The sequence below is a fragment of the Phenylobacterium montanum genome (genome assembly GCF_018135625.1).
GTDB lineage: Bacteria > Pseudomonadota > Alphaproteobacteria > Caulobacterales > Caulobacteraceae > Poindextera > Poindextera montana.
In genome coordinates this window covers 2,849,517-2,870,722 of the sequence record NZ_CP073078.1, presented here as the reverse complement: position 1 = coordinate 2,870,722, position 21,206 = coordinate 2,849,517, and the positions used below count along the sequence as shown (strand labels likewise).

Below are 21,206 nucleotides of genomic sequence, written 5' to 3'. Positions count from 1 at the left end.
GGTTGCAGCCTATCTTGCCGGCGTCGCCGCCGTCGTCAATGGAGCTTGGCCGTATCGGCCTGCGCGCTTTGCACCAGCCCGTCCGGCGGGTCGTTCTTCAGTACGAACGCCACCGAGGCCCTGACCATCGCCACGCGGGCCGGTTCTTCCAGCAGCCAGTGGTCGGCGCCGGGCAGGGGGAGAACCTCCACCGGCTTGCGCTCGCGGCGCAGGGCGTCCGCCATGGCCTCGCTCTGGGCGTAGGGCACGATGGTGTCGTCGCGGCCGTGGATCAGCAGCACCGGGGCGTCGGCGCGCGCGGCCAGGTCCTCGGGCGAGATGGCCTTCAGGGCGTCCTCGTGCCCGTCCTCGACGCCCAGATATTGCTTCCAGAACCGGGTCACCGCGCCGACCGCGCCATTGGCGTCGCGCTGGAAATCCAGGAACGCGGCCGGGTCGGCCACCCCGCCCACCGAGACCACACAGCGATAGAGCCCCTGCTGCACCGTCACGCCGGCCAGGGCCGCATAGCCGCCATAGCTCCAGCCGACGATGCAGGCGCGCTTGGGGTCGACGATTCCCCGACGGGCCAGCTCGGCCACGCCGTCGGAGATGTCGGTCTGCATCTTGCGGCCCCACTGGCCGAAGCCGGCGTCGCGGAAGGCGTTGCCTGAGCCGTCCGAGCCGCGGAAATTGGGCTGGAACACCGCATAGCCGCGGCTGGCGAAGGCCTGGGCCCAGTAGTCGAAGCGCGGCCGGTCGTGGTCCTCCGGCCCGCCGTGCGGCATCACCACCAGGGGCAGGTCCGTAGCCGCACGCCCCGGCGGCAGGGTCAGGACCCCGCGCATGGCGAGCCCGTCGGCCGCCTGGTAGCTCACCCAGCTCATCGGCCCCACCTGGTCGGCGGTCACGCTGGGATATTCCTGGCCGATCGGCGTGGCCGAGCTGCGGTCCAGGTCGACGAACCAGTAGGCTCCGGAATCCTTCTGGCCCATGGTGAACAGGATCATCCGCCGCATCCCGCTGCTGTAAGAGACCAGCCGCGTCAGGGCGCCCGGAAAGGCGGTGACGCCGCTGACCAGACGCGCCTGCTGCTCGGGGGCGAACATCTGCGCCGACTGGTGCTCGCCGTCGCCCGTGGAGCCGATCCACAGGCGCGTCTCGGGGTCGAACAACGGCTTGCCGGCCTGGTCGGTGTCGAAGCTCTGCGCCGCCTGGCCGCCGGCCAGGGGCAGGGTCTCGAGCGTATCGTGCTGGGCTGCGCCGGCGCGGATCAGAATCTCGCCGGGCGTCTTGCCGAAGCCCAGTATGGCGACCTGGCCGGTGGGCTCGCGTCCTTCGGCTATGGTCTCGCCGCCCGCAGGGCCCGAGGCGAGCCGCCAGGCGCCGCCGGCCTGGTCGTAAAGCAGGCGCGCGGCCACATCGCCCTTGGTGTTGACAAGCCAGCTCTTGATGTCGGGGCCGCCCTCGGCCACGCGCAGGGTTTCCCCGCTGTCCAGGTCGACGCGATACAGGTCGGAGATCGGCCGGCGACCCGGCTCGCCGGCCTGGTCCAGGGGATAGCCGCCGAAGAAGCCGTACCAGTGGCCGCCGACCTCCGCAGCGCCATAGTCATGATCCACCGCCCGGGTGACACGGCGCCCGCGGCCTGCGCTGAAAACCGTAAAGCTGTGGCGGCGAGGCAGGTCCAGCACGATGACCGCGCCCAACTCGCGCTTGGCGCTGCGGCGAAGGCCGCCCAGGTCGGCGGTGGCGCTGGCCTGCAGCAGCAGGTGATCCTCGCCGGCCCAGGCGAGGCCGCGCACCTTCAGCTCGTCCAGGCTGTTGGCCTGCAGCACCTGGCCCGCGGGCGTGGCGACCACCAGCCGGCGGCGGCCGTGCTCGGTCGAGATGAAGGCGTAGCGGTCGCCCGAAGGGGACAGGGTGACGAACTCGATGGCCGGCAGGCGGCCATAGTCCTCGACGGGCGGCGGGGCGGGCTGTAGAGACGCAGCCCTGCCGGCCGAGGCCAGGACGGCGGCCACGACTAAGCCCAGGACGCTGCGCACCATGTCGATCCTTCCCACCGACGCCGGGAAATTATCAGGCTCAGCCCGCCGCGCCGCAATGGCCGATTTCGGGCGCGGGCGGACCAAATGCGCATAGTCGCTGGCGCCTATCGCGGGCGCGCCATCACGGCGCCCGAAGGGCAGGGCACGCGGCCGACTTCGGATCGGGCGCGCGAAGCGTTGTTCAACGTGCTGGTGCACGCGCCCTGGTCGCCGGGGCTGCAGGGGCTGCGAGTGATGGACCTGTTCGCCGGTTCCGGCGCCCTGGGGCTGGAGGCCCTGTCGCGTGGGGCCGCCTTCTGCCTGTTCGTCGAGACCGACGCCGCCGCGCGCGGGGCGATCCGCGACAATGTCGAGGCCCTTGGCGCCAAGGGCGAGCTGTTCGGGCGGACCCGGGTGCATCGGCGTGACGCGACTGATCTAGGACCTCGCCCGAGCTCCGACGGCGCGGCCTTCGACCTCGCCTTCCTCGATCCGCCCTACGCCAAGGGCCTGGGGGAAAAGGCGCTGGAGCATCTCGTAGCCGGCGGCTGGCTGGCGCCGGGCGCCCTGGTGGTGTTCGAGCGCGGCGCCGATGAGGCCGAGCTTGAGGCGCCCGGCTTCGAGCGTCTCGACGATCGCCGCTATGGCGCGGCGCGGGTGTTGTTTCTCAAGGCGCCGTAGCCGCTACTCGCAGAACACCCGCACCTTGGTGCGCTCCTGGTCGACATCGACGGTCAGGTCGCTGAGCTGTTCGACCAGTTCCTCCAGGTTCTCGGGCTTGATCTGGCCGACGTCGAAGTCGATGCCCTGCTGGCTCAAAGCCCGGTTCACCGGCTCGCGGGCGTGGACCGGGATCAGGGCGCCCAGCCGCACACCGGCGCGCAGAAGCTGCATGGGCACGCGGATATTGACCTTGGTCGGGCCTTCCTCGGTCTCGTCGGTGTCGACCAGCACCCGCAGGTATTTCGGCTTGCGCCCCGGCGGTTCGGAGGTCGGTGCGGCGGGCTCGGCGCTGAGGGCCCCGATCAGGCGCTCGGCCTCGTCGGCGGTGATTTTCTGGTCGGCCAGCATCTGCAGGATGCGGCGGCGCTCTTCGTGCATGGTGAGCTTCCTTCTAGACGATGCGGACAAGGACGGAGGCGTCGGGGCTCTTGACGTCGACGCAGGTCCCGCGGGCGGCGCTGAGCAGGCTCCACAGGCCGCCCAGCAGAGGGAACGGATTGATGGCCAGGACCAGGGCGATGAAGATCGCGATCGGCAGGGCCAGGATCACCAGCGGCGCGATCAAGAGCCAGACCAGGATCAGGGGCAGCCACAGGCGCAGCATCGGCCCGTGGCCGTTGCGGACGTGAACCACAGCGAGCAGGGGGATCATCGGCGGCCCTCCAGGAGGCGCACCGCCTCGTCGGCGTCGATCTCGCCGCGGGACAAGCGGTCCAGCACATCGGTGCGGGCAGGGCGGGGATCGACCTCGATGAAGCTGAGCTGCCCGGCCAGGCGGTTCAGCCGCGCCTTGATGGTCGGATAGCTGACCCCGAACACCTGCTCCATCTCCTTGATCGAGCCGTGGCTGCGGATGAAGGCGGCGATGAACACCTGGTCGTCGGCGGACAGCTGGGCCAGCTGCGGCGGCTCGAAGGCGCCCTCGATGACGATGTCCTTCGCCGCCAGGCGCACGCGCTCGACGATGATCGGCGCGCCGCCGGTCAGTTCGGTCAGCTCATGCCAGTCGCGCGGCGAAGCGCCTCTGTCGGCCATGCTTGGGTCTCCTGAAGCTGGAGCCAACATGGTTAAACAAATTCAATTTCGCAATTGATATTTTTAATTTTGTGACTGAATGCGCGAAAAATCTTGAAAATCGCAATGTAAAAAGCCCTTCCCTCGTCGAGGGAAGGGCTCAAAAAAGCGGGATTTCGAAGGGCGAGCGCCCTACTTGGCTGCGTCTTCGGCCTGAGGCGGCGGCGGCGCGGGCTGGCGCACGCCAAAGCGGTTCCAGACCTTGCGCAGGCCGTCCAGCACCCGCTCGCGCGCATCCTTGTCGGTGGGGGGCAGGGTGCGCAGGAGCTGGGCCGAGTCGATGTGCACGCGGATCGCCTGGTCGTTCCACTGGCCCTCGGTCAGGAAGGCGTCGATCAACTCGCAAAGGCCGTGCGCCACCTCGTCGATGGGCGCATAGCCCACCAGCCCGGCCAGGGCGATGATCTCGTTCGAGGCCTGGTAGACCTCGCTCAGGGCCTTTTCGTCCGGCGGGTCGTGCAGAGCCGAGGCGCCGGCGTCCAGCCGCGCGATAGCCTTGTCCAGGCTCTTCAGAAGGTCGGGCGACAGCTTCTCCAGCCGCTTTTGCGCGCCCTTCAGGGCCTCGATCACCGAGCGGCCGCCAGGCTGACGCATCATCTCGCCCAGCCGGTTCTTCACCTTGATGTTGTGGCCTTGGTTCAACGGCGGAGCGCTTTCGCTGCGGGAAGGGGGAGGAGCGTCGGTCACAGGTTGACCTTGGTCGGCTTGAACAGCTGGTTGATCTCCGTCTGCGACAGATCGGGGCCGGTGGCCAGGCCCACGGTCGCCGACAGGTCGGTCTTGCGCCGCCCCGCCTTGCCCGGCGGCGGGCCCAGGCGCTGGAAGCGGCGGTCGGGGCCGACATAGTCGGGCGAGGTGATGAAGTCCTTGGTCTCGGTCGCCAGCCACATGATGCGCTTGAGCATGGTCATGGGATTCATCGGCTTGGCCATGACGAAATTGGCCCCGCAGTCGCGCCCTTCCAGGACCATCGAGCGCGGCGTATGGCCCGACATCAGGATCACCGGGGCGAAGCAGTTCGGCTTGATCTTGCTGCGGCGAAGCGAGCGGACGAATTCATAGCCAGTCATGTCCGGCAGCACGGTGTCGACGATGATGATCGTCATGTCCCGCTTCCTGATGACTTCCATTGCCTCGGCGGCGCTCGAACAGCAATGCGGCGTATGGACGCCAAATCCCGCGAACATCTGGGTCAGGATGGACATGCCATCCTTGCTGGGATCGATCAGCATGATCTCGGCGCTGGACAGGTTGATCCGGTCCGTCGCGCGATAGGGTAAGTCGACCAACCCAGAGTCTCCCGAAGCAGGGTAAGGTTCGCACTGGCGGCGTGAGGCTGGTCGAAAGAGCCCAACGCCGCCCGCCGACTATAGCCCCGCCAATCTCAACAACGCCTCAACGTCACCGGGCGGCGCAGGCCGCAGGCTAGGTATGACAGCGAGTCGAAGGACTGGCACTACCCAAATTAAGGCGCGAATTGTCGCTGGGGTGTTAACCTGCAACCGCGAGAAAAGCCCTGCGGCCGGACAGCGCGGGAAGGTGGTTCAGCTGTAGTCGTCGCTGGAATCGTCGTCCGACCAGCCGCCGTCGTCGCCGCCGCCGTAGTCGCCATCGTCACCGTAGTTGTTGATGGTGACGTTCTCCACGGGCTGGCCGTAGCCGCCGCCATAGCCGCCGCCGAAGAAGCCGCCCGAATGACCGCCGCCGAACAGGTTGGACAGGCCCTCGAACAGGAAGGCGCCGCCGGCCACCCCCGCCGCCGTCGTGCCGGCGCTGCGCAGGAACGAGCCGAAGCCGCCGGGCGCCGCTGGAGCGCCGCCGCCGAAGAAGCCGGCCGGCTGGGTCGGCGGGACGGCGGTCTGATAGGCCGGCTGGGGCTGGGCCCAGGGTTGCGGCCCGGGCGAGGCCGCGCCGCCGAGGAAGCTCGCCTGCGGCTGCGGGGCGGGCGCCTGCAGCCGGGCCTCGAGCTCGGCGATGCGCTGCTGGGCGGTGTGCAGGGCCTGGTCGGCCAGCAGGGAGTGCTGCACCAGGAGATAGGCGGCGTCCGGCTGGGTTGCGATCGCCTGGTTGATCAGGCTCTCGGCCTCCGGGTCCTTGGCCGCGCCGCGGATCTGGGTCAGGTCGCTGAGAAACCGTGTCAGAAGGGCGCGTTCGTCGGGTGTCATGGGCTAGTCGGCTCCAAGGCGGTTCGTTGCGCCATCTGATGGCGCCGTTCGATGACCAAGATGTGGCGATGCTTATTCGACGGCGCCAGGGCCGAGGCCTTCTGGCGACGCCTTGCGCATGCTGAGCTGCAAATCGATCTCAGGCGTGGCATGGTCGCCCCGCTGCGGCCTTCGTCGGGGTGGTCCCGACAGTCCGCATGACAGCACAACCGGCCTCGACCAACCTGGCCGGACCTGTCGCCGAAGCGAGGAAACGAATGCTGAAACTCGTCTCTATAGCCCTGCCCGCCATCGCCGCGCTGGCTCTGGTTCCGGCCGCCCACGCCGCCGACGTGCAGCGCAACTACGCCGCCCCGACCGCGCTGTTCGCCTCAAACATCACCGTGCCGGCCGGCTCGGACCTGGTGTTCCTCAGCGGCGCGGCCGTGCCTCCGCCCAAGGACGCCCCTGCGAACGGGGCCACCGAGGCCCAGGGCGACGCCGTGCTGAAGCTGATCGTCGACAACCTCAAGAGCCAGGGCCTCGGCCCGGGCGACGTGGTCAGCATGCACGTCTACCTGGTGGGCGACCCGGCCAAGGGCGGCGTCATGGATTTCGCCGGTTGGAACGCCGCCTACAAGAAGGTGTTCGGCACGGCCGACCAGCCCAATCGTCCCACGCGCACCACGGTCCAGGTCAGCGCCCTGGCAGGGCCCGGCTCCCTGGTAGAGGTCGAGGTGGTCGCCGCGCGGACCAAGCATTGAGCTGGCCTTGGATGAGCCGAAGGAGTGAGCGACGCATGAAGTCTGTCAGTTGGATCGCCGTCGCCGGCGGCTTGTCGGCGGTCCTGCTCGCCGCGGCGCCGGGGCGGGCCGATCCGCCCGGCGCCCAGATGTTCGCCGACAACTGTTCGGCCTGCCACCAGCCTCAGGGCCAAGGCATACCGGGCGCCTTCCCGGCCCTGGCCGGCGATGTCTTCGTCCAGGGCCCGCCGGCCCAGGCGGCCGGCGTGGTCCTGCGGGGCCGCGGCGGCATGCCCAGCTTCGCCAACGACCTCACCGACGATCAGATCTCCCAGATTCTGACCTACGTCCGCTCGTCCTGGGGCAACAAGGCAGAGCCGGTAACCGTTGCGGTGGTCGCCGACCAGCGCGCCAAGTTCAAGGCCGAGACCGGCCCGCCGAGCCTGCAGGCGCACTGATCGTCAACGATGGCGGCGCCGCCGCTGGCGATCAGGCGACGTCGGACATCACCTCGTCGCCGCCAGCGGCGCGCGTCCAGTACGCCACCTTGGCCACCAGCTCCTCCAGCCGGATCGGCTTGGCGATGTGGTCGTTCATCCCCGCCGCATGGCACTGGCTCACCTGGTCGGCCATCACATTGGCGCTGAGGGCCAGGATCGGCGTCGTGCGGTTCGGCTCGGCGCTCTGGCGGATGGCGCGGGTGGCGGCCAGGCCGTCCATGCCCGGCATCTGCATATCCATCAGGATCAGGTCGTAGCGCCCGGCGATGGCGCACTGGATAGCCGCCTGCCCGCCGTCGGCCTCATCGACCTCGTGCCCCAGGGCCTCCAGCAGCGCGCGCGCCAATTCGCGGTTCTCCGCCAGGTCATCCACCACCAGGATGCGCGCGGCGGCCGGCGCGTCCGTCTCGGGTTGTGGCGCGGCGCGCGGCGCAGCCGAAGGCAGGGCCGCGACCGCGGCCGGGATCCAGAAGCGGAAGGTCGAGCCCCGGCCTTCCTGCGACTCGACCTCGATCTCCCCGCCCATCAGCTCCACGAGGTTGCGGCAGATCGCCAGGCCCAGGCCGGTGCCGCCATGGCGGCGGCTGACCGAGCTGTCGGCCTGGGAGAAGCGCTCGAACAGGCGGTCGCGCTTGTCCTCGGGGATGCCGGACCCGGTGTCGCTCACCGCCAGGCTGAAGCGGTCGGCCTCGTAGCCGGCGGCGATCGAGACCTCGCCCCGGTCGGTGAACTTGATGGCGTTGGTCAGAAGGTTCAGCAGCACCTGGCGCAGGCGCGAGCTGTCGGCCAAAAGGCCCGCCGGCAGGTCGGGATCGAGCCGCAGCCGGGTCTTCAGCCCCTTGCTGGCGGCCTGGGCCTCCACCAGAGCCAGGGCGCCTTCGGCGAAGCCCGCCGGGTCGAACGGCTGGGGATCCAGCTCCACCTGGCCGGCTTCGAGCTTGGAGAAATCGAGAATGTCGTTGACCACGGTCAGCAGCGATTGGCCGCCGTTGACGATGCGCTTGACGTAAAGCTGAGCGTCGCCCGGCAGGCCGTCCACGTCCTGCAGCAGGCCGGAAAAGCCTATGATCGCGGTCAAGGGCGTGCGAATCTCGTGGCTCATATTGGCCAGGAAGTCGCTCTTGGCGACCGCCGCCGCCTCGGCCGCCTCACGCGCGCGGGCCAGTTCGAACTCGGTCTCCTTGCGGTCGGTGATGTCCCGGACCACGTCCTGCGAACCGATGAGCTTGCCGCGGGCGTTGAACATCACCGTGGGCTGGCCCTCGATCCAGATCCAGCGCCCGTCCTTGCGTTGGACCCGGTACTGCAGGGTGAGCGGTTCGGTGTCGGGGCCGGCGGCGATCAGTCGTTCCATGATCGCCTGGATCCGCGGCTTGTCGTCGGGGTGCATGATCTCCATCGGCCGCTGGCCGATCATCTCGTCCTGCGCATAACCCAGCACCGCCTCGCAGGCCGGGGTGATGAAGGTGATGGCTCCGGTGGCGTCCATCTGGGCGATGATGTCGGTGGCGTTTTCGGCTAGCAGTCGATAGCGCTGCTCGCTGCGATGGATGGCGTCGTCCGCCGCCTTCTGGGCGGTGACATCGCGCACCACGGTGACCAGCCCGCGCGCCCGCCCGGTCTCTAGGTCGAAGGTGAAGGTCGGCTTGCCCTCCAGCCAGACCCAGCGTCCATCCCTATGCCGTGCGCGGAACAGATTCGGGCGGGGCGCCGCGCCCGGCCCTTCCGCGATCTGCGCCTGGTGAGCCTGCCGGACACCAGACAGGTCTTCCGGGTGAACCAGGGCGAGGTCGACCATCTCCTCCAGAAATTCGGTTTCGGTCCAGCCCAGCACGGGACCCACCGCCGGGCTGACATAGCTCAGGCGATAGCCCTCGCTCTCGGACAATTCGGCGTGCAGAATGATGTCGCTCGATTTGTCGGCCAGCAGCCGATAGCGCTCCTCGCTCTGGCGCAGCACCTCTTCGGCGCGCCGGGCCTCGGTGACATCCATGAAGGCGCCGAACACCGCGCGAACCCGGCCGTCGGGGCCCAGTTCAGCCGCGCCGCGTGCGACCACGCTGCGGACCTCGCCGCTGGGCCAGCGCACGCGCCCTTCGGAACTGAAGGGCCGGCCTTCGCGCTGGGCGGCCAGAAAGTTCTTCACCATCAGGGTCCGGTCGGCGGGGTGGTAGAGCCCCACCACCTGGTCCATGGGCGGCACGCCCCGGGACGGATCCAGGCCGTAGATGCGGAAGATCTCTTCGGACCAGATCACCTCTCCGGTCTCGACATCCATGCGCCAATTTCCGACCCCGGCGATCTCTTCCGCCATTTGCGCCCAGCGCTGGCTCTCCACCGCGCGGGTCCGCGCCTGCTCGGTCTCGTCCAGGGCCTCGCGCAGCGAGCGGGCCAGGCGGCGCTGGTGACCCAGCACGGCCGCGGTGGCCAGCACGCTGACAGTCTCCACGAACAGGAAGATCTGCAGCACGATCAGACGGTCGCCGAGGCTGCTGCGCACCAGGGTCACCGGGCCGTAGCCCAGGATCGTCAGGCCGGTGGCCGCGACGGCGGTGATCATCAGGGCGAGCGCGCCGCCGGACAGTTCGAGCTGGTAGGTGATCAGCATCAGGGCCGGCATCACCAGGAACAGGAAGGGGAACTGCGATTGGGCGAACACCCCGGCCAGAACCGCCAGCAACAGGCCGAACAGGCCCAGGCAAGGCCACAGCCGGCCTTTGCGCCTCAGCGCCGACAGGTCGGCCGCCTCGAAAGCCAGCAGCGCCGGGGTCACCACCAGCAGCCCGAGCGCGCGCGAGGCGAACCAGGCGCCATAGTCGGCGGCGAAGCTTCGCCCGTCCAGCAGATGCAGCAAGGCCGCCGCCGGCAGCGCCGAGACCGCCGGCGCCGCCACGCCGGCAAGGCCGGTGAACAACAGCAGATCTCGGCCACGAGTCAGGTCGAAGCCGCGGCTGGTCGCCCTGCGCAGCCCCCAGGCGCAGATCACGACCGCGAGGATATTGCACAGGGGCAGGGCGATCGGCCCCCACAGGGTCGAGGCCTGCAGGGCCGAGCTGGCGACCATGCCCGCAAAGCCCGCCGCCGCCAGGGCTGGCCACTGGCGGCCATTCGCGCGCAACATGGCGGCCAGCACCACGGCGTTGGCCGGCCAGACCGCTGCGACGTGGTTGAACTCGCGCATGAACCGCAGGCTGGCGAGAGACAGAAGAAAGCTTGCTCCGCCGACCAGCCACAGGTCCAGGCCCTCCCGAGCGCGACTCCGTGGCTGCGAGGTCTCGACGCCCGAACTCACCCTTTTAAGCCCTTCCTGTCCTGCGACGGCGCTCTGTCGTGTTCGACTCATTTTGAGCGCAGGGGCTGTAGATGCCGTTACCAAGTCGTCGGCGCGCCGCGACCAATGGTCCTGGTTTGGGCCCTAAAGGCTCAATCTGGGCGATAGGGGATCAGGCCGCCGGGGCCGCCGCCGAGACCCATTGCCCGATCTTGTTCAGCAGGTCCGTGGGATCGATCGGCTTGGCCACGTGGTCGTTCATACCGGCGGCGCGGCAGGCCTCGACCTGGGGCGCCATCACATTGGCGCTGACCGCCAGGATCGGGGTGTCTGCGTTCAGGCTCGACGAGGCGCGGATGGCGCGCGTGGCCGCCAGCCCGTCCATGACCGGCATCTGCAGGTCCATCAGGATCAAGTCGAAGCCGCTTCGGCTGGCCGCCTCGACCGCTTCGGCGCCGTTGGCGGCTTCGCTGAGCGTGGCGTCGAAGGGCGAGAGCAGGGCGCTGACCAGCTCGCGATTCACCGCCACGTCGTCCACCACCAGGATGCGCAGCGGGCCGACGGCGACCTCCGGGACGTCTCCGGAGGGCGCGGGCGGAGCCTCGATCGCTGGCGCCTCGATACTGAACCAGAACACCGAGCCCCCGCCGCGCAGACTCTCGACACCGATCTCGCCGCCCATCAGCTCGACCAGGCCCTTGGAGATGGCCAGGCCCAGCCCGGCGCCGCCATAGCGGCGGGTGTTGGAGGCGTCGATCTGCGAAAAGCGCTGAAACAGCCGGCCGCGATGTTCGGCTGAGACCCCGACCCCGGTGTCCCTGACCCGGATGAACAACCGGCCGTCCCCGGCGCGATAGGCGGCTTCCACGGTCACCGCGCCGTCATGGGTGAACTTGATGGCGTTCCCGATCAGGTTCAGCAGCACCTGGCGCACGCGCTCGGCGTCGGCCAGCACCTGGGCCGGCAGCGGATCCGAGGCCTGCAACGTCAGGCTCAGCCCCTTGGCCTCGGCCTCTGGGCGGATCAGCTCGACCGTATCCGTCAGGAGGGCCAGCGGCGAAAGCGGGGCCGGCTCCAGCTCGACCTGGCCCGCCTCGATGCGCGAGAAGTCGAGGATGTCGTTGACCAGCGCGCGCAGCGCGTGGCCGCCGGTGACGATCCTCTGGGCGTAGGCCTGGGCCCGCTCGGGTAGGTCCGGGGTCTTGGCCAAGAGGCCAGCGAAGCCGACCACGCTGGTGAGCGGGGTTCTGATCTCGTGGCTCATATTGGCCAGGAATTCGGCCTTGGCCTGGGCCGAGGCCTCGGCGGCCTCCTGGGCGATGCGGCTGGACAGCAGCTCGGCGTCGGCCCGCTGCTTGGCCACGGCGTTCTCGCGAAACACGCGCAGGGCCCGGGCCAGGTCGCCGACCTCGTCAGGCCGCTCCGCGTCGGGAATGGGATGGGCCAGGTCGCCTTCGGCCACCGCCCGCATGGCCTCGGTTATGCGCCCGATCGGCCGCAGCACCTGGCCGCCGACGAACAGGATGGCGACCAGCCCGGCGCCGATCGAGACCAGCATCACGCCGAGCGTGGCGTAGAACTCCTGCTGCGCCGCCTCGGCCTGCCGCTGGGCGCGCTCTGCGGCCAGGTTGAAGGCGGTCGCCGCAACGCTCATCAGGCTGGACAGGCCCTCGGTGTCGATCACCCGCTCCTGGTCGAGCGTATAGGGCGACGGCCGGCCGGCGATCAGCGCTTCCAGGATCGCTGCGCGCATGGCCCGCTCGCGCACGAAATAGGCGGAATCCGCGGCCGTGATCGCCGCCGTCAGGGCCGCCGGCGCATGCTGCGCCCGGGCGCTGGTCTGCAGCATCGACCAGTGAGCGTCGACCCGGCCGGTGAGGTTGCTGTGCTGGTCGATCTGACGGGCGTCCAGCGGCTTGCCGATCGCGGCCTGCTGGCCCAGGAGCAGCATGTCGGTGCCGGCGGCGTCGCGGGCGGCCCAGGCCAGCTGGCCCGTGGTCATCATGCGCACGACCACGGGATCTTCCTGGCCGACCGCCGCCACCAGCCGATCGCCGGTGTCGGCCAGGGCGTCGGTCAGGGCGGTCGCGGCCACCATCCACTGGGGCGGCAGGGCCGGCGAGCGTTGGGCGAACGGGCGCGCGAGGTCGGCGTCGGTAGTCACGCGAAGCGCCCGAACGGCTTGCAGACGGTCCAGGATGGCGGCTCGCCCGAAGGTGTCGCCCTTGGGGTCCAGGACCGCGAGCTTGGCCAGGCCGGCGCCGAGTTGGCCCTCGTCGCGCACCCTCAGCCAGCGGCGGAAGGCGATGTCGGTCTGTGTCTGAGGCGGGGTCTGCACCAGCCGGTTGTTGGTGGCGCCGCGCTCCAGGCGGAAGGTGTTCATCGCCGCGAACAGATCGCGCGAGGCCTCGGTGACGGCCAGCACGCGCTCTGCCTGCTGCCGCCTCTGATAGGCGTGATGGGCGGCGACGGCGCACATGGTCACCAGCACGGCGACCAGCAGGCCGACGACCACTTGAACTCTGAGCCTGATCGACTGGACCGGTTTCATTGCCCGCGAACGGATGGACTGAGCCCCATGCTGCGCCTTGATAGGCTGCAAGCCGTGATCTTGGGCTCAAGCCGGCCCGCCGAAACCGAGACCGAAGGTCGCGGGGCGTCGATTTTGCGGAACCGTGACCGCTGCGCCGCGGGTCAGTCCTCCATGTGCTCGAGGGCCTGATGCAGGGCTTTGAACACCGGCGGGATGTCCTTGTGCTTGAGCGGCGCGAATTCGGCCTTGGCCTTGTCCAGCCTGGCCTTCATCTCCGCCGCCGCGTCCGGATAGGTCTCGGCGACGCTGTAGCTTTCGGCCGGGTCGGCCCTGGCGTCATAGAGTTCCTGATATCCCATAAGGGCCATGGGCATCATCAGGCCCCGGTAATAGGCCGCGCCGATGTACTTCCAGCGCTGGGTGCGGACGCCCACCACGTTCTCGTTGTCGAACAGCACGATCTGGTCGTGCGGCGAGGGGGCGCCGGCGACCAGGACCTGGGTGATGTCCTTGCCGTCCAACTCGACGCCCGGCGGGATCGGGCGGCCCGCCATGGCGCAGAAGGTGGGCAGAAGGTCGATACCCGAGGCGATCGAATCCACCCGCCGCCCGCCGGGGATGGTCCCCGGCATCCGGGCGATGAACGGCACGCGATAGCCGCCGTCGAACCCGCCGCCGCCCTTGCGCTCGCGAAAGCCGCCGGCCGAGCCCTCGAACCAGGGGCCGTTGTCAGAGGTGAAGACCACCAGGGTGTTCCGTTCCAGGCCGAGGTCCTTCAGCCTGGCCATCAGCCGCCCGACGAGGGAGTCGATCTCGGCCACCACGTCGCCATAGGTCCCGGCCGGCGTGGTCCCCTTGAACGGCGCGTGCGGATGCTCGGGCAGGTGCGGGGCGCTGAGGGCCAGTTCGACGAAGAACGGCCGCTCGCGATTGTCCTCGATGAAACGTTCGGCGTGTTCGTAGAACTGCTGCTGCAGGGTCGGGTAGTCGACCGGGGAAGACTTCACCTCGTCAGATCCGACCTGGGCCTCAAACAGCGACAGGGGCGCCATGTCGTGGCTGTAGGGGATGCCGAAGAAGCGGTCGAAGCCGTGGCGGGTCGGCGGCCAGGCCTCGCCTCTGTGGCCCAGGTGCCATTTGCCGAACAGGGCGGTGGCGTAGTCCGGCTTCAGCGCCCTGGCGATGGTGACCTCGGACAGGGGCAGGCCCCGGTCGTCGTTCTGCATGATGACCTCGTAGCCGAGGCCGGTGCGGATCGGATAGCGTCCGGTCAGAAGGCCCGCGCGCGAGGGCGTACAGAGATTGGCCGGCGCGTAGTAGTCGGTCAGGGCGACGCCCTCGGCCGCCAGCCGGTCAATGTTCGGCGTACGGATCATCTTGCCGCCGAAGGCGCCGACGTCGCCGTAGCCGAGGTCGTCGCAGAGGATCAGGACGATGTTCGGCGGCCGGGCCGGCGCGGCCTCGCTAGCGGCGGGCAGCAGCGCTGCGGCCAGGGCCGCCGAAGCCTTCAGGACCTCACGGCGTCGCATCCGTCGTTTCTCCCTTTGACCTCGCCGTGTGCGGGCCGACCGTTACCCAGCACCATTCGCCGTGTGCGAGCAGATTTCAACGATGTCGGACCGTAAACGGCGGGCTTCGGCTGTGGCAGGATGAAGGGGATGACGCCCGACGACGACATGATCGCCCTGCCCGCCGCAGCCTTTTGGATGGGCGACGATCGCCACTATCCGGAGGAAGCGCCCGTGCGCCGGGTCGAGGTCGGAGCGTTCCGCATCGACCCCCACCCAGTCACCAATCGCCAGTTCGCCCATTTCGTGCGGGAGACCGGTCACGTCAGCGTGGCCGAGCGGCCGATGGACCCGGCGCGCTATCCTGGGATCGACTCCAAACGGCTGAAGCCAGGCGCCATGGTGTTCCGCCCGCCGCGCGGCCCCGGCGCCGCGCACTGGTCGGCGTGGTGGGCCTATGTCCCGGGCGCCTTCTGGCTGAAGCCCGAGGGCGAGGGGTCGGTCTATCGGGGGCGGCTCGACCATCCCGTGGTCTGTGTCGCCTACGAGGACGCCCTGGCCTACGCCGCCTGGGCCGGCAAGGCGTTGCCGAGCGAGGCGGAGTGGGAATATGCGGCCCGCGGCGGCCTGGAGCGCGCGACCTATGCCTGGGGCGAGGAACGCCGGCCCGGCGGCCGCTGGATGGCCAACAGCTGGACCGGCGCCTTTCCGCACCGCAACGACGCCGCCCACGGCTTTGAGCGCACCTCGCCGGTGGGGGCTTTTCCGGCCAACGGGCTCGGCCTCTACGACATGATCGGCAATGTCTGGGAATGGACCCGCGACTACTACGCCTCAGGTCCCGCGGGCTGCTGCGGCCCGACCGCGGAGGCGAGCTACGATCCCGACCTGCCGGGCGTCCGAATCCCCCGGCGGGTGGTCAAGGGCGGCTCGCACCTCTGCCATGAGAGCTATTGCGACCGCTATCGCCCCGCCGCGCGTCAGCCGCAGATGGAAGACACGGCCACGACCCACATCGGCTTTCGCTGCGTCGTCCGGGGCTGAGCGGCTCCAGCGCGCCGCCAGTCGCCCAAATGGCCTCGACTGACGCCGCGGGAACGCCCTACCGAAGGCGAAACAGGAGGTGGCTCAATGCGCAAGGTCGAGGCCCAGGCCCTTACGTCGATCGACGACTATCGGCTTGTCGAGGCCGAAATCCCTCAGCCAGGGCAAGGCGAGGTGGTGGTCCGCGTCGCCGCCTGCGGCGTCGGCTATGTGGACGCCCTGGTCTCCCTCGGCCGCTATCAGGTCAAACCGCCCCTGCCGCATACCCCCGGCCAGGAGGTGGGCGGCGTGGTCGCGAGCGTCGGGCCGGAAGTGCCCGGGATCGCGGCCGGCGATCGGGTGATGGCGACGGTCCGCGGCGGCTTCGCCGAATACGCACTGGCCTCCGCGGCCGCCGTGCGACGGATCCCCGGCGCCATGGCCTTCGCCCAGGCCGCCGGCTTCCACATCAACTACGTCACCGCCCTGCACGGCCTCGCCGACCGGGCGAACCTGCAGCCGGGCGAGACCGTCCTGGTGCTGGGCGCCGCCGGTGGATTGGGCGCGGCTGGGGTCCAGGTGGCCAAGCTGATGGGCGCCCGGGTCGTGGCCGCCGCCTCGAGCGAGGAGAAGCGGGCCTTCTGCCGCGAGCTCGGATGCGACGAGGTCATCGACACCGCCCCCGAGGGCTGGCGCGACCGGCTGAAGGCGGCCTGCGGCGGGCGGGGACCGGACGTGGTGTTCGACCCTGTGTGCGGCCCCCTGTTTGAGCCGGCCTTCCGCTCGCTGAGCTGGCGCGGGCGCCATCTGGTCTTGGGCTTCGTCGGCGGGCCGATCCCGGCCCTGCCGGCCAACCTGACGCTGATGAAAGGCGCGGCCCTCGTGGGCGTCGATGTGCGCCAGTTCCTGTTGTTCGAGGCCGAGCACGGCCGCGCACACCTGGACCAACTTCTGGGCTGGGTCGGCGAGGGTAAGCTTTCCCCGCCGGTCGGCCGCACCTTCCCCTTCGAGGCCTATGCCGCGGCGCTCGAGTTCGCGCTGACCGGCCAGGGCCTCGGCAAGACCGTGCTCCAGGTCGCCAGCCTCTAGCCTAAGCGTCCTTCTCGCCTTCCGGCGCGGGGCACAGGCCCGAGCGCGCCAGCAGCTGGCTGAGGTCGCGGACCGTTTCCGTCAGCCGAATGATCTCGGTCTCGCGCAGCTGGTCGATCTTCTGGTGCAGTAGTTCGATCTCCAGCTCCGCCTTTATGTTGATCTGGTAGTCGTGCTCGGCGGCTTTGCGGTCGATGTCCTGCTGTCGGTTCTGGCTCATCATGATGAAGGGCGCCGCATAGGCGGCCTGGAACGACAGGGCCAGGTTCAAGAGGATGAAGGGATAGGGGTCCCAGTGCTGAATCCAGGCCGTGACGTTGGCGATGATCCAGAGCAGCAGGATCGTCGACTGGATGATGATGAAGGCCCAGGATCCCATGCCGGCGGCCACCGTGTCGGCCACCTTCTGGCCGATCGTGAGGGATTGGCCGCCGGCTTGACCCGTTTGCCGGAGGCCCCGGCGCACGCGGCGCAGCTCCAGCAACAGGGCCGCCTCGGCGTCCCGCAGTTCATGCCTGAGGTCTGGACGGTTCATGGCAGCCTAGTCTCCGTTTGAGGCTTGGGGCGGGGCCGGCTGCGGTCGCCAGAACCGCCAGGCCAGGATGGGCAACAGTGCGAGATTGCCGAGGGTTCCGGCAATGGCGCCGGCGATGATCACCACCGCCATGGGCGCCAGTATCTCGTGGCCGGGCGAATTGAGGCTCAAGGCCAGCGGGGCCAGGGCAAGGATCAGCAGCAGGGTGGCGACCACCAGCGGCACGGCGCGCTCGCGGGTCGCATGGTCGACGGCGGCGGTCGACCAGGTCGCGCCGCCCTGTCGCACCCGATCCTCCATGCGGCTGAGCAGAAGGATCGCGCCACGCAGGCCGAAGCCATAGGCCGCTGCCAGGCCCGCCGTGGTCCCCACCGTCACCACACCGCCCAGGGCGGCGATGGCCAGGGCGCATCCGACCCAGCTGAAGGCGGCTGCGACGATCGCCAGGCTCGCCGTCCTGACGTCGAAGGCGATGGTCAGAAAGCCGATCAGCAGGACGGCGCCGAGCCCATAGGCCAGGCGCAGCGGCCGCCAGAGGGTTTCGGCGGAATCCTTCACCCTGAGCTCGGAATAGACGCCGGCGGGCAGGGCGGTTTGGGCCATCGCCGCCCGGGTTTCGGCGGCGAGCCGATCCAGCAGGCCGGGCTTGGCCTCAGCGCCGACGACCGCCACGCGCTGGCCGGCTTCATGGGCGATCTCCGCCGGCTCATCGGTCAGATAGACCTTGGCCACGCTCTTCAGCGGCACCGCGAAGCCCGAGGTTGAGCGCAGCAACAGCCGCCCGATCGCCTCCGGATCGCGCCGCAGGTCGGCCTGGGCGGTGATGGCCAGGTCTTCGGCTCGGTCCCCCTGGTAAATCCGGGCCAGGGTCTCGCCCGCGAAGGCGGCCTGCACGGTGTCGAGCACGTCGGCGGCGGAGAGGCCGAAAATGGCCAGGCGATTGAAGTCGAGGTCGGCCCGCACGGTCGGCAGGTCAACCGACGCGGAGGGGGAGATACTGGCCACCGCGCTCTGCCTCTTCAGCATGTCGCCCACCTGCCCCGCGGCTTGGTCGAGCACCTGTGGATCGCGACCGAACAGCACCACCTGCAGCGGCGCATCGGCGCCCTGGAACAGCTGGCTGGCCTCGAACCGGGAGGCGACCGTGGGCTCAACGCCGGGGAGGGACTCGAGACGGCGGCGAAGGCGCTGCGCAAGATCCCGTTGCGCCGAGGCGGACAGCTTCGGGGTCAGGTCCAGGTCGAAGCGCGCCTCGTCCAGCCCGGCCGCGTCGCCGCCGAACAGGCTGCGGCCCAGGGTCTCGGTCACGGCGCGGATCCCGGTCTCGGCTTTCAGGTCCGCCGCGATCCGTCGGTCGAGATCTGCGGCGGCGTCGGGCGAAATCCCTCCCGCCGTCCGTAGGCGGACGACCAGATGTTCGTCATGCAGGCCCGGCAGAAACTCGGCGCGGAATGAAAGCGCCAAACCGACCAGGATGGCGAGGCAGGCCACGCCGGCGACCAGGGCGATGATGGGCCGCTCGGCGAAGCCGGGCAGGCGGCGCAGCAGTCGGTCGCGCAGTCGGTGAACCGCCCGCGGCGTCGGCTTGGCCCCTCCACCCTTGATCAGCACCGCAGCGAGGGCGGGGGTCAGGGTCAGGGTGACCAGCAGAGAGGCTGCGATGGCCGTCATGATCGCGCCGGCCAGCGGCGCCAAGAGCGTTCCGGTCGGGCCGCCTGCCCAGAGCAGGGGCGCCAGCGCCGCCTCCATCGCCAGGGCGCCGTACACCAGGGGCTCGCGCACTTCGCGCGAGGCGGCCAGCAGGGCTTCTTCCCGGCCGCGATGATGCGCCTCGGCGTCGCGCAGGCGGGCCGCAATGTCCTCGATGTCGATCACCGCATCGTCGATCACCAGGCCCAGCGCCACCACGAGGCCGCCGAGGGTCATGGCGTTCACCGACCAGCCCAGGAGCTTCAGGGCGATCAGGGAGACCGCAAAGGTCGCGGGAATGGTGACCAGGGCCAGCAGCACCGAGCGCGGTTCGCGCAGGATCAGCAGCAGGGCCACCGCCACCAGGGCCAAGCCGATCAGGAGGTCCCACATCAACCCCTTCATCACGCTGAGCGTGAAGTCCGCAGGCCGATCGAGATCTGTCCGCGCCGTGACGCCTTGACCAGCCAGCAGCGGCTGCATCTGCTGCAGCGCCTGCTCGACCGTCCGGGTGGTCTCGATCGCATTGGCCTCGGGCAACCGCTCGACCACCAGCACGACGGCGGGTTTGCCATCGACCGCCGCGTCGCTGACCACCGGCGCCGGGGCCTCGGTCACGTCGGCGACATCCGCGATCCGCACCGGCGCATTTCCGGAGGTCTGGATCTGCCCGGCGCCGACCTCGTCGGCGGTCTCGGCCTGGCCATGCGGCTCGATCGGCACCCGCTGGCTTGGGGTGTCGATAAAGCCGGCGCCGGCCACGCCGGTGGCCCGCCGCACGGCGGCGATGATGTCGAGGAAGCCGAGGTCGCTGTCCGCCAGGTCGCCGGGCCGCGCCCGCACCTCCAGCCGCCGGACCTGGCCGCCATAGAGCCGGATCTGCGCCACGCCGGAAACGGCCAGAAGCCTGGGGCGAATGGTCCATTGCACCAGGTCGCGCAAGGCCATCGGATCGAGTTTGTCGGAGGTGAAGCCGACCTCGAGCACATCGGCGTCCGCCGCCGCAGGGGGCTCGAGCACGGGCGCAGGCACGCTGGCCGGCAAATCCCGCAGGCTGGCCAAACGTTCCTGCAGGGCCTGGCGCACACGTGACTGGTCGGCGCCCTCCGCAAATTCGCCGATAACCAGCGACAGGCCCTGCAGCGACTTGGACCGAACATGCTGCACGCCGGCGGCGCCCAGGACGGCGGTCTCGATCGGCCGGGTCACGGTCTGTTCGACCTGCTGGGCGTCGAGGCCGGTCGCCTCGGCGTCGATGCGGAATTCGGCGGGGGCTAGGTTCGGCGTCAGCTCGACCCGCTGGTCCCTCAGGGCCAGAAAACCCAGGGGGATGAGACAGAGAAAAGCGGCCAGGATCAGCCTCGGGCGGGCGAGGGCGAAGCGGACCAGGCTGGAGAGAGGGCTCAAGGCCGGGACCGCCCGCGGCCCGTTTCGGCGGCCAGTAGAGCTGCGGCGCCCTGGACCACCACCTGGTCGCCCGGCTTGAAGCCCGAGGCGACGAACAGGCCGTCATCGTCGCCCTCTGGCTGGTCGACGCGCCGGCGCTCGAAGGCGCTGTCCGAGGTCCGCACATAGGCCCAGTCGCCGCCATCCATGCGCACGATCGCCCCGCGCGGCAGGTCGACGCCCGTTACGGAATCGGGGGAGTCGATCTCGGCGCTCTGGGTCAGGCCCACCGAGAGCAGGATGGCCGACGGGCCGTCGACCTCGACCAGCAGGCCGGATGACTGCAGCCGCGGCTCGGCGGCGCGGGTGGGACCGAGCACGGTTCCGGGCACATTGTCCGGGCCGACGCTGATCTCGACTTTTCGCGCGCCGGCCTGGCCCTCATTGTTATGGGTGTCAACGTGGACCAGGGCGATCTTGCCCGCGGTCAGACCGTCGATCAGCCGCCGCCGCTTGGCCGGGCTCATCCGCGCGACGCCGGGACCCCATTCCAGGTCCAGCCGGCGGCGCAGCATGTCCACATGCAGGGCGTCGCTCTCGGCCTGGGCTATCGCCGCCTCGGCGTCCTTGGCCGCCATGGCTGCGCCGCCGACCTGCAGCGCGCGGGCGCGTTTGGCCTCGGCCGATGAGGCTCTTGCGGCGGCTTCGGCGGTGGCGAGGTCCGAGGCCAGCTGCACCAGCGGCTCAGGGTCCAGCACCTTGGCGAAGGCGTCGGTCTTCTTGACGTGATGCGCTGCGGCCAGGGGCTTGGCCGCCACGCCAAGGCGGCGCTGCTGATCGGGCGAGAGCGCTACCGTCGGCGCGGAATCGGCCAGCGCCGGCCCCGCGGCCAGAAGCGCGAGGGCGGCGGCTCCCCATCGACGCAAGATCGGCGTCATCGCCTCGAATCGCTCCCCTTAAAGGCAATCCGCCGGACAAT

18 protein-coding genes are annotated in these 21,206 nt (G+C 69.8%); 5 read left to right on the top strand and 13 right to left on the bottom strand.

Features of this window, described 5'->3' with window-relative positions; genetic code table 11:
• Nucleotides 1-35: 35 nt before the first annotated feature.
• Nucleotides 36-2,030 (bottom strand): alpha/beta hydrolase family protein, encoded by a 1,995-nt coding sequence (locus KCG34_RS12845; RefSeq protein ID WP_211936047.1) that lies wholly within the window; start codon nucleotides 2,028-2,030, stop codon nucleotides 36-38.
• An 84-nt stretch (nucleotides 2,031-2,114) separates the two neighbouring features.
• On the opposite strand from KCG34_RS12845, the gene rsmD reads away from it, so the two are divergent.
• Nucleotides 2,115-2,690: a 16S rRNA (guanine(966)-N(2))-methyltransferase RsmD gene (rsmD, locus tag KCG34_RS12840; protein ID WP_211936046.1), complete on the top strand. Its 576-nt coding sequence runs from the start codon at nucleotides 2,115-2,117 to the stop codon at nucleotides 2,688-2,690.
• 3 nt (nucleotides 2,691-2,693) lie between these two features.
• Here rsmD and KCG34_RS12835 read toward each other — a convergent pair whose 3' ends face one another.
• The 6 genes from KCG34_RS12835 to KCG34_RS12810 form a co-directional block, all read right to left on the bottom strand.
• On the bottom strand, nucleotides 2,694-3,110 hold the full coding sequence (locus KCG34_RS12835) for an SHOCT-like domain-containing protein (protein WP_211936045.1): 417 nt from the start codon (nucleotides 3,108-3,110) through the stop codon (nucleotides 2,694-2,696).
• Nucleotides 3,111-3,123: 13 nt separating this feature from the next.
• Nucleotides 3,124-3,384, bottom strand: coding sequence for a hypothetical protein (locus KCG34_RS12830; RefSeq protein ID WP_211936044.1), 261 nt, complete (start codon nucleotides 3,382-3,384; stop codon nucleotides 3,124-3,126).
• The gene (locus tag KCG34_RS12825) at nucleotides 3,381-3,767 is read right to left on the bottom strand and encodes a DUF2089 domain-containing protein (RefSeq protein ID WP_211936043.1); all 387 of its coding nucleotides are present in this window, start codon (nucleotides 3,765-3,767) and stop codon (nucleotides 3,381-3,383) included. The genes KCG34_RS12830 and KCG34_RS12825 overlap by 4 nt, the downstream gene beginning before the upstream one ends.
• A gap of 171 nt (nucleotides 3,768-3,938) precedes the next feature.
• Nucleotides 3,939-4,448, bottom strand: coding sequence for a hypothetical protein (locus KCG34_RS12820; RefSeq protein WP_211936042.1), 510 nt, complete (start codon nucleotides 4,446-4,448; stop codon nucleotides 3,939-3,941).
• A gap of 41 nt (nucleotides 4,449-4,489) precedes the next feature.
• Nucleotides 4,490-5,095 carry a response regulator gene (locus KCG34_RS12815; RefSeq protein ID WP_211936041.1) on the bottom strand — a complete coding sequence of 202 codons (606 nt, stop codon included), beginning with the start codon at nucleotides 5,093-5,095 and terminating at the stop codon, nucleotides 4,490-4,492.
• Between the two features lie 255 nt (nucleotides 5,096-5,350).
• Nucleotides 5,351-5,971: a DUF2076 domain-containing protein gene (locus KCG34_RS12810; RefSeq protein WP_211936040.1), complete on the bottom strand. Its 621-nt coding sequence runs from the start codon at nucleotides 5,969-5,971 to the stop codon at nucleotides 5,351-5,353.
• Between the two features lie 197 nt (nucleotides 5,972-6,168).
• Between KCG34_RS12810 and KCG34_RS12805 the strand changes: the two genes are divergently transcribed.
• Together KCG34_RS12805 and KCG34_RS12800 are read left to right on the top strand one after the other, a co-directional pair.
• The gene (locus tag KCG34_RS12805) at nucleotides 6,169-6,714 is read left to right on the top strand and encodes a Rid family hydrolase (RefSeq protein WP_249138013.1); all 546 of its coding nucleotides are present in this window, start codon (nucleotides 6,169-6,171) and stop codon (nucleotides 6,712-6,714) included.
• A gap of 35 nt (nucleotides 6,715-6,749) precedes the next feature.
• Nucleotides 6,750-7,151, top strand: coding sequence for a c-type cytochrome (locus KCG34_RS12800; protein ID WP_211936039.1), 402 nt, complete (start codon nucleotides 6,750-6,752; stop codon nucleotides 7,149-7,151).
• Nucleotides 7,152-7,182: 31 nt separating this feature from the next.
• Here the strand turns inward: KCG34_RS12800 and KCG34_RS12795 are convergent, their stop codons facing one another.
• From KCG34_RS12795 to KCG34_RS12785, 3 genes are all read right to left on the bottom strand, one after another.
• Nucleotides 7,183-10,485: a PAS domain S-box protein gene (locus KCG34_RS12795; protein WP_211936038.1), complete on the bottom strand. Its 3,303-nt coding sequence runs from the start codon at nucleotides 10,483-10,485 to the stop codon at nucleotides 7,183-7,185.
• Nucleotides 10,486-10,636: 151 nt separating this feature from the next.
• A complete protein-coding gene (locus KCG34_RS12790; RefSeq protein WP_211936037.1) occupies nucleotides 10,637-12,979 on the bottom strand; it encodes an ATP-binding protein in 2,343 nt (780 codons plus the stop codon).
• 179 nt (nucleotides 12,980-13,158) lie between these two features.
• Complete coding sequence (locus KCG34_RS12785; RefSeq protein ID WP_211936036.1) at nucleotides 13,159-14,526, bottom strand: sulfatase family protein; 1,368 nt, start codon at nucleotides 14,524-14,526, stop codon at nucleotides 13,159-13,161.
• A gap of 129 nt (nucleotides 14,527-14,655) precedes the next feature.
• Between KCG34_RS12785 and KCG34_RS12780 the strand changes: the two genes are divergently transcribed.
• A complete protein-coding gene (locus KCG34_RS12780) occupies nucleotides 14,656-15,549 on the top strand; it encodes a formylglycine-generating enzyme family protein (protein ID WP_249138012.1) in 894 nt (297 codons plus the stop codon).
• A gap of 87 nt (nucleotides 15,550-15,636) precedes the next feature.
• Nucleotides 15,637-16,617 (top strand): NADPH:quinone oxidoreductase family protein, encoded by a 981-nt coding sequence (locus tag KCG34_RS12775; protein ID WP_211936034.1) that lies wholly within the window; start codon nucleotides 15,637-15,639, stop codon nucleotides 16,615-16,617.
• Nucleotide 16,618: 1 nt separating this feature from the next.
• On the opposite strand, the gene KCG34_RS12770 is transcribed toward KCG34_RS12775, so the two are convergent.
• The 3 genes from KCG34_RS12770 to KCG34_RS12760 are packed head-to-tail and all read right to left on the bottom strand — an operon-like array spanning nucleotide 16,619 to nucleotide 21,165.
• Nucleotides 16,619-17,152 carry a DUF1003 domain-containing protein gene (locus KCG34_RS12770; protein WP_211936033.1) on the bottom strand — a complete coding sequence of 178 codons (534 nt, stop codon included), beginning with the start codon at nucleotides 17,150-17,152 and terminating at the stop codon, nucleotides 16,619-16,621.
• A 6-nt stretch (nucleotides 17,153-17,158) separates the two neighbouring features.
• Nucleotides 17,159-20,248, bottom strand: a complete 3,090-nt coding sequence (locus tag KCG34_RS12765) for an efflux RND transporter permease subunit (RefSeq protein WP_211936032.1) — start codon at nucleotides 20,246-20,248, stop codon at nucleotides 17,159-17,161.
• The gene (locus tag KCG34_RS12760) at nucleotides 20,245-21,165 is read right to left on the bottom strand and encodes an efflux RND transporter periplasmic adaptor subunit (protein WP_211936031.1); all 921 of its coding nucleotides are present in this window, start codon (nucleotides 21,163-21,165) and stop codon (nucleotides 20,245-20,247) included. Before KCG34_RS12760 ends, KCG34_RS12765 begins: the two co-directional genes overlap by 4 nt.
• Nucleotides 21,166-21,206 lie beyond the last annotated feature (41 nt).